General features: G+C 68.2%; 12 protein-coding genes. 5 read left to right on the forward strand and 7 right to left on the reverse strand.

The window, feature by feature from the left end; genetic code table 11:
- Positions 1-34: 34 nt before the first annotated feature.
- Entirely contained in the window at positions 35-1,540 is a 1,506-nt protein-coding gene (gene gatB / locus OK17_RS17130) for an Asp-tRNA(Asn)/Glu-tRNA(Gln) amidotransferase subunit GatB (RefSeq protein ID WP_461418155.1), read from the reverse strand.
- Between the two features lie 127 nt (positions 1,541-1,667).
- Here gatB and OK17_RS17135 point away from each other — a divergent pair, with 127 nt between their 5' ends.
- A complete protein-coding gene (locus OK17_RS17135) occupies positions 1,668-1,901 on the forward strand; it encodes a PspC domain-containing protein (protein WP_006865699.1) in 234 nt (77 codons plus the stop codon).
- A 7-nt stretch (positions 1,902-1,908) separates the two neighbouring features.
- On the opposite strand, the gene OK17_RS17140 is transcribed toward OK17_RS17135, so the two are convergent.
- From OK17_RS17140 to OK17_RS17150, 3 genes are all read right to left on the reverse strand, one after another.
- The gene (locus OK17_RS17140; RefSeq protein ID WP_461418157.1) at positions 1,909-2,943 is read right to left on the reverse strand and encodes a 6-phosphofructokinase; all 1,035 of its coding nucleotides are present in this window, start codon (positions 2,941-2,943) and stop codon (positions 1,909-1,911) included.
- 77 nt (positions 2,944-3,020) lie between these two features.
- Positions 3,021-3,713: a response regulator gene (locus OK17_RS17145; protein WP_461418158.1), complete on the reverse strand. Its 693-nt coding sequence runs from the start codon at positions 3,711-3,713 to the stop codon at positions 3,021-3,023.
- A gap of 10 nt (positions 3,714-3,723) precedes the next feature.
- Positions 3,724-5,007 (reverse strand): sensor histidine kinase, encoded by a 1,284-nt coding sequence (locus OK17_RS17150; RefSeq protein WP_461418159.1) that lies wholly within the window; start codon positions 5,005-5,007, stop codon positions 3,724-3,726.
- 269 nt (positions 5,008-5,276) lie between these two features.
- Here OK17_RS17150 and OK17_RS17155 point away from each other — a divergent pair, with 269 nt between their 5' ends.
- Both OK17_RS17155 and OK17_RS17160 read left to right on the forward strand, forming a co-directional pair.
- A complete protein-coding gene (locus OK17_RS17155) occupies positions 5,277-5,888 on the forward strand; it encodes a hypothetical protein (protein WP_461418160.1) in 612 nt (203 codons plus the stop codon).
- Positions 5,888-7,132 carry an alpha/beta-hydrolase family protein gene (locus OK17_RS17160; RefSeq protein ID WP_461418164.1) on the forward strand — a complete coding sequence of 415 codons (1,245 nt, stop codon included), beginning with the start codon at positions 5,888-5,890 and terminating at the stop codon, positions 7,130-7,132. Before OK17_RS17155 ends, OK17_RS17160 begins: the two co-directional genes overlap by 1 nt.
- An 83-nt stretch (positions 7,133-7,215) precedes the next feature.
- On the opposite strand, the gene gatA is transcribed toward OK17_RS17160, so the two are convergent.
- Together gatA and gatC are read right to left on the reverse strand one after the other, a co-directional pair.
- Complete coding sequence (gatA, locus tag OK17_RS17165) at positions 7,216-8,721, reverse strand: Asp-tRNA(Asn)/Glu-tRNA(Gln) amidotransferase subunit GatA (RefSeq protein ID WP_461418161.1); 1,506 nt, start codon at positions 8,719-8,721, stop codon at positions 7,216-7,218.
- The gene (gene gatC, locus OK17_RS17170; RefSeq protein WP_006865692.1) at positions 8,718-9,029 is read right to left on the reverse strand and encodes an Asp-tRNA(Asn)/Glu-tRNA(Gln) amidotransferase subunit GatC; all 312 of its coding nucleotides are present in this window, start codon (positions 9,027-9,029) and stop codon (positions 8,718-8,720) included. Before gatC ends, gatA begins: the two co-directional genes overlap by 4 nt.
- A gap of 185 nt (positions 9,030-9,214) precedes the next feature.
- On the opposite strand from gatC, the gene OK17_RS17175 reads away from it, so the two are divergent.
- Both OK17_RS17175 and OK17_RS17180 read left to right on the forward strand, forming a co-directional pair.
- A complete protein-coding gene (locus tag OK17_RS17175; protein ID WP_232716129.1) occupies positions 9,215-9,886 on the forward strand; it encodes an ACT domain-containing protein in 672 nt (223 codons plus the stop codon).
- A 15-nt stretch (positions 9,887-9,901) separates the two neighbouring features.
- Positions 9,902-10,414: an O-acetyl-ADP-ribose deacetylase gene (locus OK17_RS17180; RefSeq protein ID WP_461418162.1), complete on the forward strand. Its 513-nt coding sequence runs from the start codon at positions 9,902-9,904 to the stop codon at positions 10,412-10,414.
- A 267-nt stretch (positions 10,415-10,681) separates the two neighbouring features.
- On the opposite strand, the gene ligA is transcribed toward OK17_RS17180, so the two are convergent.
- On the reverse strand, positions 10,682-12,772 hold the full coding sequence (gene ligA, locus OK17_RS17185; RefSeq protein WP_461418163.1) for an NAD-dependent DNA ligase LigA: 2,091 nt from the start codon (positions 12,770-12,772) through the stop codon (positions 10,682-10,684).
- Between the last annotated feature and the right edge of the window lie 62 nt (positions 12,773-12,834).

The following is a 12,834-nucleotide window of genomic DNA, read 5'->3' on the forward strand; positions in this document are numbered from 1 at the left end:
ATCGCTCCTCGCACCTCAGGCAGCGAGGGGTTTGCTACTTGCAGGCCTCGAGGACGAGTTCCTTGACGCGCGCCGGGTCGGCCTGTCCGCGAGTGGCCTTCATGACGTCGCCGACGATCTTGCCTGCCGCCTGGACCTTGCCGCCGCGGATCTTCTCGGCGATGTCGGGGTTGGCGGCGAGGGCGTCGTCGACGGCCTTCTGCAGCGCCGAGTCGTCGCGGACGACCTCGAGGCCGCGGTCGGCGACGATCTGCTTCGGCTCGCCTTCACCGTCGAGGACCGCGGTGGCGACCTGCTGGGCGAGCTTGGTGGTCAGCTTGCCCTCGTCGACGAGTCCGATGACCTCGGCGACCTGAGCGGGCGTGATGGCGAGACCGTCGAGTTCGACGCCGCGCGAATTGGCCTGCTGCGCAAGGAAGGACACCCACCAGCCGCGGGCGGCCTCGGGTGAGGCACCGGCGTCGACGGTGGCGATGATCAGGTCGACGGCGCCGACGTTGACCAGGTCGCGCATGACCTCGTCGGAGACACCCCACTCCTCCTGGATGCGGGCACGGCGCAGCCACGGCAGCTCGGGCAGTGTGCCGCGCAACTCCTCGATCCACGCCGAATCCGGCTGGACCGGAGGCAGATCGGGCTCCGGGAAGTAGCGGTAGTCCTCGGCGGTCTCCTTGCGGCGACCCGCGGAGGTGGTGCCGTCGGTCTCGTGGAAGTGACGGGTCTCCTGCACGATCTCGCCACCGGCCTGCAGGATCGCGGCCTGACGGCGCATCTCGTAGCGGACGGCGACCTCGACACTCTTGAGCGAGTTGACGTTCTTGGTCTCGGTACGGGTGCCGAACTCGCTCGCGCCCTTGGCCATCAGGGACAGGTTCACGTCGCAGCGCATCGAACCCTGGTCCATGCGCACGTCCGAGACGTCAAGGGACTTGAGCAGGTCACGCAGCGCGGTCACGTAGGCACGCGCGACCTCGGGTGCGCGGTCGCCCGCACCGACGATGGGGCGGGTGACGATCTCGACGAGCGGCACGCCTGCACGGTTGTAGTCGAGCAGCGAGTGGCTCGCACCGTGGATACGGCCGGTGGCGCCGCCGATGTGCAGCGACTTGCCGGTGTCCTCCTCCATGTGCGCGCGCTCGATCTCCACACGCCAGGTGGTGCCGTCGGCGAGCAGGACGTCGAGGTAGCCGTCGTAGGAGGTGGGCTCGTCGTACTGCGAGATCTGGTAGTTCTTCGGCTGGTCCGGGTAGAAGTAGTTCTTCCGCGCGAACTTGCTCGACGGCCGGATCGAGCAGTTCAGGGCCAGGCCGATGCGGATCGCGGACTCGACGGCCTTGGCGTTGGCGACCGGCAGCGAACCGGGCAGGCCGATGCACACCGGGCACACCTGGGTATTGGGCTCGGCGCCGAAGTCGGTGGGGCATCCGCAGAACATCTTGGTCGCGGTACCCAGCTCGACGTGCACCTCGAGGCCCATCACCGGATCGAAAGCGGCGATGACCTCGTCGTACTCCAACAGTTCGACGGCGGCGGAAGTCATGGCTGCCAGTTTATGCGGCGGTATCCCAGGGGAACGTTCAGGGTGATCACCGATGCCGAGAACGGGTCGTCGGACCTACCGTCGGAGACATCAGTTCACCGACCACCTCGATCAGCAGGAGACCCCGATGACCACCGCACAACCCGCTTCGTCCGCCCCTCGACTGACGCGCTCCCGTTCGAACGCCTGGCTGGGCGGCGTCTGCGGCGGCATCGCCGAACGCTGGGGCTGGGACCCCACCCTGGTCCGCGTCCTGTTCGTGCTGTCGATGCTGCTGCCCGGCCCGCAGGTCCTCATCTACCTGGCACTGTGGATCATCATCCCGCGCGAGCCGGCCCCGGTGATCCCCGTCCAGCCGTGATCCCGATCTAGCCGAAGATGACCCGGATCTCCTTGTACTGATCCTGCGGGACGGTCTTCAGCTCGCCGAGCGCCTCGTCGAAGGTGATCCGGTCGATCCGGGTGCCGTGCAGGGCGACCATCTGACCCCAGCCCTTCTCAGCGACCAGGTCGGCGGTCGCCATGCCCATGCGGGTGGCGAGGACACGGTCGTAGGCCGACGGCACGCCGCCGCGCTGGATGTGGCCGAGGACGGTGGCCCGCGTCTCGATGCCGGTGCGCTCCTCGATGAGAGGAGCCAGCACCTCGCCGACACCGCCCAGCCGCGGACGGTTGAAGCCGTCGAGGCCCTTGGTGGAGTACGCCTCCGTCATCTCGGGCAGCTTGAACCCCTCGGCGACGACGACCATCGGCGAACGACCGCGCGCCTTGACGCTGGTCACCCACGCGCAGATCTGGTCCAGGCTCTCGGGGTTCTCCGGGATCAGGATCACGTGCGCGCCGCCGGCGATACCCGAGTGCAGGGCGATCCAGCCGGCGTGACGACCCATGACCTCGAGCACCATGCACCGCTTGTGCGAGTTGCCGGTGGTGCGCAGGCGGTCGATGGCCTCGGTGGCGATCTCGACGGCGGTGTTGAACCCGAACGTGTAGTCGGTGGCGTCGATGTCGTTGTCGATGGTCTTGGGGACGCCGACGATGTTGATGCCGTCATCGAACAGGCGCTTCGACGCCGCGGCTGTGCCGTCGCCGCCGATCGCGATCACCCCGTCGATACCTAGGTTTTTGAGCACATTCTTGATGTTGTCGGGTCCACCGTCGGGTTCGGTGTAGGGCCCGAAGCGGCTCGTGCCGAGAATCGTTCCGCCCTCGTGGGAGAGACCTCGGACCGTCGAGCGGTTGAGCTCCATGATGTCGCCGTAGACGAGACCCGCCCAGCCGTCCTTGAAGCCGACGAACTCGTGGCCGTAGACGGTTTCACCCTTGAGCACCGCACCGCGGATGACGGCGTTCAGACCGGGGCAGTCACCACCGGAGGTGAGAATGCCGAATCTCTTGGCCATGTGGTGAGACCCTCCCTCTCGAACGCGACGAACACACCCAATCTAGTGCGCGGGTGTGCTCGCCGCTGAGCACGAATTCACTTGATGCCGTTCTCGTAGGCGAAGACGACCGCCTGCGCACGGTCCCGCAGGCGCAGCTTGCCCAGGAGACTACTCACATGGGTCTTGACGGTCTGTTCGGTGACGTAGAGGTCGGCGCCGATCTCGGCGTTCGATTTGCCGTCGGCCACCAGGTCGAGCACCTCCCGCTCCCGCGGTGTGAGGTGTTCCAACGCCGGATTCCGGGCGGGGCGTCGACGCCGGGAGGTCACCTCGTTGATGAGCCGCTTGGTGATCGACGGCGCGAGCAGCGCCTCACCGGCGGCGACCACGCGCACCGCACGCACGAGTTCGTCGGCCGGCGCATCTTTGAGCAGGAACCCCGACGCGCCGATCCGCAGCGCCTCGTAGACGTAGTCGTCGATGTCGAAGGTGGTGAGCATCAGTACGCGGGTCGGCGGTTCCAGGCCCGCCGACAAGATCTGCTCGGCGGCCCAGAGTCCGTCTTTGCGCGGCATCCGCACATCCATCAGGACGACGTCGGGCCGCACCCGCTTGCACACCTCGACCGCCTCCACGCCGTCGGCGGCGTCGCCGAGCACGGACAGGTCCGGCTGGGCGGCGAGCAGAGCCGAGAAGCCCTGACGCACCATCGCCTGATCGTCGGCGATCACGACCGTGATCGGGCGGGAGCTGCCCTGTGCTTGTTGCGGTTCCGCGTTGATCGGCACGCCTGACAGGCTACTGGTCGGAGGCCGGCGAGGGGACCTTCGGCGTGCGGACAGCGGTGGCCGCGTCGGGAAGGACGCCGTCGCGCGGCGGTGTCGCCGGGATACGCGCGCGCACCGCGAACCCGCCCTCGACCGTCGGTGCCGCGAGAAGCGAACCACCCACTGCCTGCGCGCGTTCGAGCATTCCGGGGATGCCGACGCCGTTGCCGCCGATCCCGAGGGGCTCGGCCGTCGGGGCCGAATTGACCACGGCCACCTCGACGGTGCCGCCTTCGCCCGAGGTGACGCTCACCAGGGTGCGGCTGCCCGGCGCGTGCCGGGTGGCGTTGGCGAGCGACTCCTGGATGATCCGGTAGATCACCAGCGCCGCCGACTCTCCGACCGTCTCGTCGTCGACCTCCCGGTTCAGGGTGACCTCGGAGCCGGCCCGACGGGTCTCGGCGACGAGCGAATCAATCTGCGCCAAACCCGGATTGGGGGCCGCGACACTCTCGGCACCCTCGACCCGCAACACCCCGAGCAGTTGCCGTACCTCGTCGAGCGATGTTCGTGCGGCGTCGGCGATGGCGTCGAATTCGGCTGCCGCAGCGGGCGACACATCGTCGATCCGATACCGCGCGGTCTGCGACATGACGACGACCATCGACATCCGGTGTGCCACCACGTCGTGCAGGTCGCGGGCGATGCGTGCACGCTCCTGCAGCACCGCCGACTCCGCCTCGGCCTCCTCGGTCTGTTTGGTGCGGACCGCGAGTTGTCGTCGTGAGGCCATCAGTCCGCGAAGCAGTGCCACGACCACCGCGAGCACCGAGATCCCGACGATCCACGCCGGGTGAACCGCGTAGGCGACGACGAGGGACGTCGTCAGCCAGACCACCGGTACCCACCGCAGCGGGCAGCGGAGCATCACCATGAAGGTCAGCACGAGCAACTCGATGAAGTGGGTGACCTGAATGGTCAGTTCCCACCCGCCGTGCGTCGGCACGATCAAGCCGATGACCTGTGCCGAGACCACCGAGATCGCCCAACCGACCAGCGGCGCCGACCAGGCGAGCGCGATCGGCAGTGCCGCGAACGCCGAGACGAGGGGCAGCAGGAAGGCGGGCACGGAATGTGTCACGGGCAGCGTCGGCCAGGAGATCGAGTACATGATCAGGGCGACGGCCAGGAAGAAGCAATTGACCCGCGAGGAGAAATAGGCACGCACCGCGGGGTCCTGGGCGACGGGCGCGGTGGACGCCCAGTCAACGAAGTCGCCGCCGGCCGCGCGCAGATGCTTGCGTAAACCGAACATGAGGTTCACCCTAGGCCCGGTGGGGACCGGGCGTCCTCATACTTTCGGGGGAGATGCCCCCGTTCCCGAGTAGGGGCATGGCGCCGAGACCCCACCCCCACCGATGAGCGGGAACCGCCCGTCGGAGCGATGTGGCCAGGTGGTTGCGCTACCTAGCGTCAATGTCCATGAACCCTCCCGGACCACTTCGGAAATGGCCTTCGGACAACGCTTCTCGACCCACTGATCAGACCGATCTCAGACGCCCGCACTACCCGCTCCGCTGGCTGGTGGCCGCACTGACACTGACCGTTCTCATTGCCGGGCAGTGGATGTCGACGGCGCACGCGGTCGCAGGTGGCGTCGGTTCGACTGCGGGAGAGGTCGTCCCCTCTCCGGAGGACGCCGACAACCCGTACGCCGCCGCCGTCGTGACGCTGACGGGGCCGGCCCCGGCCGCGACTATGGACGTCCTGCCCACGACCTTCGACGTGCACATGGGTTACACACCGATCGTCGTGTCGGGTGTGCCCGTCGACCCGGAAGGCGACTGCTCGTCCCCGGTACCGCTCCCCGACCGGTTCACACCTCTCTGCCGCACACATGATCTCGGCTACGACCTGTTGCGCGCAGCCGCCGCGGACGGTCGTCCGCTGGGCTCGTGGGCACGGTTCGCCCTCGACCGCATGCTGACCGACGCGATGCAGCGCTCGTGCAGCAACCCGGCGTGCGACGCCGCGGCGTTCGTTGCCCGGATCGGTCTGGCCTGGAACACCTGGCGCCAGTACGGCGGCGCACCGACCCAACAGGAAACGATCCCGCAACTGGTGTCCACCACGGTCGAACGTGCACTCGTCGACCGGAATCCCCGCACCGAGACCGATACCGAGGAGCTCTCGTGATGTTCACGCCCACCGCATCGTCGACGTGGATCGGTCGACACCTGCCTCACCCCGTCCTCGTGGTCAGCGTCGTCGTCGCATACCTCGTCGCCCTCTATCCCGGCACGCTACCGCGCGATGCGCTGACGACCGCGGTCGTGACGACCGGTGTCACGGCGTTGGGTGCGATTGTCGGATTGTTGCTGGCGCGGAGGGTGTCTCGCCGTCGAGGGCAACCGGATCGGCAGACCCGGCGTGTCATATTCGGTATCGGCGTGCTCGTCGCGGCCGGCGGTGCGGGACTGGCGGTCTGGTGGCAGAACCTGATCCGTGCCGCGATCGGAGCGGCGCCGGCCGGCCCCGACTGGTGGGTCGGGGCCACACTGGCACCCCTCGCGGCCGTTGCCGCGATCGTGCTGGTCCCCCGCGTCACCGCAGTCATCGCGGCGTCCGCGGTCGCGCTCGCCGCGGGTCTCCTCACTCCCGCCTCTGCAGGTGCCGACGAGGCGCAACCGCTGCCGCGGACCGTCGCCGTCTCCGAATCCGGGACGCTGTTGCGCGGAGAACTCTCGGCCCCGGAATTCACTCCTCCGGCAACACGATTGGTCCAGTCGTGGGTGGCCGGGGACGGACTGACGGCGCGGGCGGTGATCGTGGCCGTCCCCACCGGATCGGGCTGGGTCGATCAGGCCGCGGTGGCGGGTTTCGTCAACCGCTTCGACGGCGACGTCCGAATTCTGACACTCCCCTACGCCGACGTCCCGTCGTGGAAGGCCTTCGTCTCCGACGACGCGGCGGCGACGGACTCGTCGATCGCGCTGGTCCGTGAACTGGCGAGGACCCTGGAGAGCCGGCCCGAAGCCGACCGACCCCGCCTGGTGCTGTACGGCCAGAGCCTCGGTGCGGTCGGAGCCGACGCCGCCCGGATCTGGCTCGAGAACCACCACCCGGGACTGCTCGCCGAGACGGTGCTGACCGCACCACCGGCCGGGACGGTTGCTGCGGTGTCGGAGACACCGCGGGTCGTCGTCGCCAATCGCAGCGATCCGGTGGTCCGCTGGTCCCTGAGCTCGCTGTGGCGTCCCCCGGCCGAACCCGCGAAGGTCGTGCTCGGTGGTCCGCAAGTACCCCTGGTCCCGTGGCTTCCGGGGGTCAGCTTCCTGCAGACCAGCGTCGACCTGCTGGCCGCACTCGACGGCCCCACCGGCGTCGGTCATCGCTACGGAGTGGAGCAGGCGCGTGCGGTCGACGACTTGCCGCGGTGACCTCGCAAACCCACCACAAATGGACGAACCCACCACCTGAACCGGTGGTGGGTTCGCCCATAAAGGGTGGGTTTACGGAGGCGTCAGATGATCGCGCCGCGGGCCGCTTCGTAGGATGCGCCGACCCGGTACAGCCGGTCGTCGGCGAGTGCGGGTGCCATGATCTGCAGGCCGACGGGCATGCCATCGTCCTTGGACAGCCCCGAGGGCACCGACATCGACCCGATCCCGGCCAGGTTCACCGGCAGGGTGCAGAGGTCGAACAGGTACATCGCCAGCGGGTCGTCGACCTTCTCCCCGATCGGGAAAGCGGTGGTCGGCGTGGTCGGCGAGATCAGCACGTCGACCTTCTCGAAGGCAGTGGTGAAGTCACGCGAGATCAGCGTGCGGACCTTCTGGGCCTGGCCGTAGTAGGCGTCGTAGTAGCCCGACGAGAGTGCGTAGGTGCCGATCATGATGCGGCGCTTGACCTCTGGGCCGAAGCCGGCCTCGCGGGACAGGGCCATGACCTCGTCGGCCGAATGCGAACCGTCGTCTCCGACGCGCAGGCCGTACCGCATGGCGTCGAAGCGTGCGAGGTTCGACGACACCTCCGACGGGAGGATCAAGTAGTAGGCGCCGAGCGCGTAGGTGAAGTGCGGGCAGCTGACCTCGACGACCTCGGCACCGCGCTCCTCCAGGAGCTTGACGGCCTCGTGGAACGAGTCGAGAACGCCGGACTGGTAGCCCTCGCCCTGCAGCTCTTTGACGACGCCGACCTTGACGCCCTTGAGATCCTGCTCGGCGCCTTCGCGGGCCGCGGCGACCACGTCGGGCACCGGGACGTTGATGGAGGTCGAGTCACGCGGGTCGTGCCCGGCGATGACCTCGTGCAGCATCGCGGTGTCGAGAACCGTACGGCCACACGGGCCGCCCTGGTCCAGCGACGACGCGCAGGCAACGAGTCCGTAGCGCGAGACGGTGCCGTAGGTGGGCTTGACGCCGACGGTCGCGGTGACCGCCGCCGGCTGGCGGATGGAGCCACCGGTGTCGGTGCCGATGGCGAGCGGCGCCTCGTACGCAGCCAGTGCCGCGGCGCTGCCGCCACCCGAGCCACCCGGGATCTTGGTGGGGTCCCAGGGGTTTCGGGTCAGCTGGTAGGCGGAGTTCTCGGTCGAGCTGCCCATGGCGAACTCGTCCATGTTGGTCTTGCCGAGGATCGGGATCCCCGCGGCACGGAGACGTTCGGTGACCGCGGCGTCGTAGGGCGGAACCCAGCCCTCGAGGATCTTGGAACCGCACGTGGTGGGGGCGTCGGTGGTGGTGAAGACGTCCTTGAGCGCGATCGGCACACCGGCGAGCGACGACACGGTGTCGCCCGAGGCGATCGCATCATCGGCGGTTTTGGCCGCGACGAGCGCCTCGGCACCGCTGACGTGCAGGAAGGCTCCGAGCTCGCCGTCGACCTCGGCGATGCGGTCGAGGTGGGCCTGCGTGACCTCCACCGAGCTGACCTCGCGGGTCGCGATCTTGGTGGCGAGTTCGGCGGCGGACAGACCGGTCAGGTCACCGGCGGGACGAGGCGTTGCGGCGTGCGACGCGGGGCTCACTGCTCTTCTCCCAGGATCTGCGGAACGGCGAAACGGTCCTGCTCGACGGCCGGCGCACCGGACAGTGCGGCGTCGGTGGTCAGACCGGGCACGACGACGTCGGGGCGCAGCACGTTGGCGAGCTCGGCCGGGTGCGCGGTGCCGGGTACGTCGTCGGCGGCCACCTCCGACACGGACGCGACGTGAGTCAGGATGGAGTCCAGCTGCTCGGCGTAGACATCGAGTTCGTCCTCGCTCAGCGCCAGTCGCGACAATCGCGCCAGGTGCGCAACCTCTTCACGCGATATGGACTTCGGTTCGCCAGCCACCGTCAGCGTCCTTTCTCACCATCACTTGCACGGCCATGTCGCCCACCGCGACGCCGAAGCGACGCAGATGTGCCTCTCCAGCCTATGGGAACGCGCCGACCCGGCTCACCCCAGCCACCGTTTGCACGCCCGACTCGGTCCGCCCCTCCCCCGGCGGTGCGCGCCCGATCCTCACGAGTGCGAGAATGACCCACGTGTCTTACCTGTTGCGCGTCTACCTCGAGGACCGTCCCGGCAGTCTCGGCGTGCTCGCCGTGCAGCTCGGTTCGGTCGGTGCGGACATCCTGTCTCTCGAAGTGGTCGAACGCGGCAACGGCTACGCCGTCGACGATCTCGTCGTGGAGGTCCCGCCGGGTTCGTTGCCCGACAGCCTGATCACGGCCGCGGAGAAGGTCAACGGTGTTCGCGTCGACTCGATCCGCCCGTACGCCGGTGTGCTCGACACGCACCGCGAGCTCGAGCTCGTCGACCAGGTCGCCACCGCGTCCCGCAACGATCGTCTTCAGGTCCTCGTCGACAACGCCCCGCGCGTGCTGCGGGTGTCCTGGGCCATGGTCATCACCAAGGCCAGCGGCGGCGTGCTCCAGCTGTTCGGTTCGTCCGGCGCCCCGGAAACCCCGCTCACCAGGGCTGATTGGCTTCCGCTGGAACATGCGGCGCAGCTCGACGCCGAGGGCGACTGGGTACCGGGTGCCTGGCAGGAGATGGACACCCGCCTCGCCGCCGCACCCATCGGCTCCAACGAGAAGGCCGTTCTACTCGGCCGCATCGGCGGACCCGACTTCCGCCCCTCGGAGGTCGCCCGGCTCGGCTACCTGGCAGGCATCGTCAGTACGGTGTTGCGCGCCGACGAATAGCGCGATGATGGAGCCATGACCTCCATCACACTCGTGCAGGGAGACATCACCCTCCAGTCGGTCGACGCCATCGTCAACGCCGCGAATTCGACACTCCTCGGCGGAGGCGGGGTCGACGGCGCCATCCACCGTCGTGGCGGCCCGACGATCCTCGCCGAGTGCAGAGAACTGCGGGCCGGTCAGTACAAACGAGGACTCCCCGTCGGCGAGGCGGTCGCCACCACCGCGGGCGATCTGGATGCACGGTGGGTCATCCACACCGTCGGACCCGTGCACTCCTACGACGAGGACCGGTCCGAGTTCCTGGTCTCGTGTTACCGCGAATCCTTGCGTGTGGCAGACGAATTGGGTGCGACGACGATCGGCTTCCCGGCGATCTCGACCGGCGTCTACGGCTGGCCGATGGACGACGGCGCACGCCGGGCCGTCGACACGGTCCGGTCCGCGGACACCGCGCTGACCGAGATCCGCTTTGTACTCTTCGACCCACGGGCGTACCGCGCGTTCGACAAGGCGCTCAACGGATAGCGCTGCTCGGGGATCGACGGCCGACGATCAGCAATAGGTTTCGCCAGGCGAAACCTATTGCCGGCGACTGCGACCTTGCTCGCCCCCGACTGCCGAACCTCAACTCGACCGGCAGACGTCGATCGAAGTCTGCCGGTCGGGTCGACGTCGACCGGTGGTCAGGTGGGCCGTGGTGTCTCACCAGGCCTTGATCAGGCAGCGGAGGGTCGTGCGCTTCGTTCGCGTCAGGGAGCAACGGGTACGTCGAGCGCTCCCCCGGGAGTGCGTCTAGTCGGGACTGCCGGTCTCCAGCAGTCGCTTGAACGCGTCCTCGTCGAGGACCGGGACGCCGAGCTGTTCGGCCTTGTCGGCCTTGCTTCCCGGCGAATCGCCGACGACCACGTAGTCGGTCTTCTTCGACACCGAGCCCGACGCCTTGCCGCCGCGCTGCAGGATTGCCTCTTTCGCGCCGTCGCGGGAGAAGTCCACCAGCGATCCGGTCACGACGATGGTCTTGCCCTCGAGCGTCCGCGCGATCGAGTCGTCGCGCTCATCCTCCATGGAAACGCCTGCTGCGCGCCACTTGTCGACGATCTCACGATGCCAGTCGACGGTGAACCAGTCGTGGATCGACTGCGCGAGGGTCATACCGAGGCCCTCGACATTCGCCAACTGTTCGACGTCGGCCGATTCGATGGCCTCCAGCGAACCGAATTCGGTTGCCAGTGCCCGCGCAGCAGTGGGACCGACGTGCCGGATCGACAGCCCCACCAGCACTCGCCACAACGCCACATCCTTGGCCTTGTCGAGGTTGGCCAGCAGGCGTTTGCCGTTCGCCGACAACGCGCCGGCCTTGGTCGTGAACAGCTCTGTACGGGCGAGGTCGTCGGCAGTGATGGAGAACAGGTCGCCCTCGTTGCGGATCACCTTCGCCGACAGCAGTGCTGTCGCAGCCTCGTACCCGAGCGCCTCGATGTCGAAGGAACCGCGGCCGGCGAGATGAAAGAGCCGCTCCCGCAACTGAGCCGGGCAACTCTCCTGGTTCGGGCACCGGACGTCGACGTCGGATTCCTTCTCGGGGCGCAGCGGCGTACCGCATTCCGGACAGCGTTCGGGCATCTCGAACTCGACCTCGGAGCCGTCGCGCAGGTCGACGACCGGCCCGAGCACCTCGGGGATCACGTCGCCGGCCTTGCGGATGGTCACCGTGTCTCCGATGAGCACGCCCTTGCGCTTGACCTCCGAGCCGTTGTGGAGGGTCGCGCGAGAGACGGTGGAGCCGGCCACGAGAACCGGTTCGAGGACCGCGAAAGGCGTGACGCGGCCGGTGCGGCCGACGCCGACCTGGATGTCGCGCAGCTTGGTGGTGGCCTCTTCCGGCGGGTACTTGTAGGCGATCGCCCAGCGCGGTGCCCGCGAGGTGGAACCGAGGCGGCGCTGCAGGGTGAAGTCGTCGACCTTGACCACGATGCCGTCGATCTCGTGCTCGACGTCGTGGCGGTGTTCGCCCCAGTAGGAGATCTTGTCCAGGATCTCGGCGGCGCCCGACGCCTTGGTGGTGTGCGTCGACACCGGCAGCCCCCACGCACCCAGCGCGAGATAGGCATCGTGCAGCGATGCCGGTCGCCAGCCCTCGGTGTGGCCGATGCCGTGGCAGATCATCCGCAGCTTGCGACGGGCCGTGACCTGCGGATTCTTCTGCCGTAGCGAGCCGGCCGCCGAGTTTCGGGGATTGGCGAATGGGGGCTTGCCGTCGGCCACCAGGGACGCGTTGAGCGCCTCGAAATCCTCGACCCGGAAGAACACCTCGCCGCGCACCTCGAGGACGTCCGGGATCGGGTACTCGTCGGATGCGGTGAGGCGCTGCGGGATGTCCTCGATGGTGCGGGCGTTGAGCGAGACGTCCTCGCCGGTGCGCCCGTCGCCGCGGGTGACGCCTCGTTCCAGGACACCGTTGCGATACACCAGGGCCAGCGCAACGCCGTCGATCTTGAGTTCGCAGAGGAACTCGGCCGCGACGCCGGCATCGGAGTTGACCCGCTCCACCCACGAGGTCATCTCGTCGTAGTCGAAGACGTTGTCCAGCGACATCATCCGCTCGAGATGGTCGACCGGGGAGAATGCGGTGGAGAAACCGCCGCCGACCAGCTTGGTCGGCGAATCGGGGGTTGCGAGCTCGGGGTGACGTTCCTCGAGGTCCTGCAGACGGCGCAGGAGCGCGTCGAACTCCCCGTCGGTGATGACCGGCGAATCTTTCACGTAGTAGCGGAACTGATGCTCGCGGATCTCCTCGGCGAGTGCGGTCCACTGCTCGCGGAGGTCTCCCTCGGGTCCCGATTGCTCGGTCGCCGGGCGCTCCGACTCCGTTGTTTCTGCCACGTTCCGAGGGTATCGGAGTGGTCGGACACCCTTCGAGGCTCGCTCCGCTCGCACCTCAGGGA

The organism is Gordonia sp. GN26 (assembly GCF_054823965.1).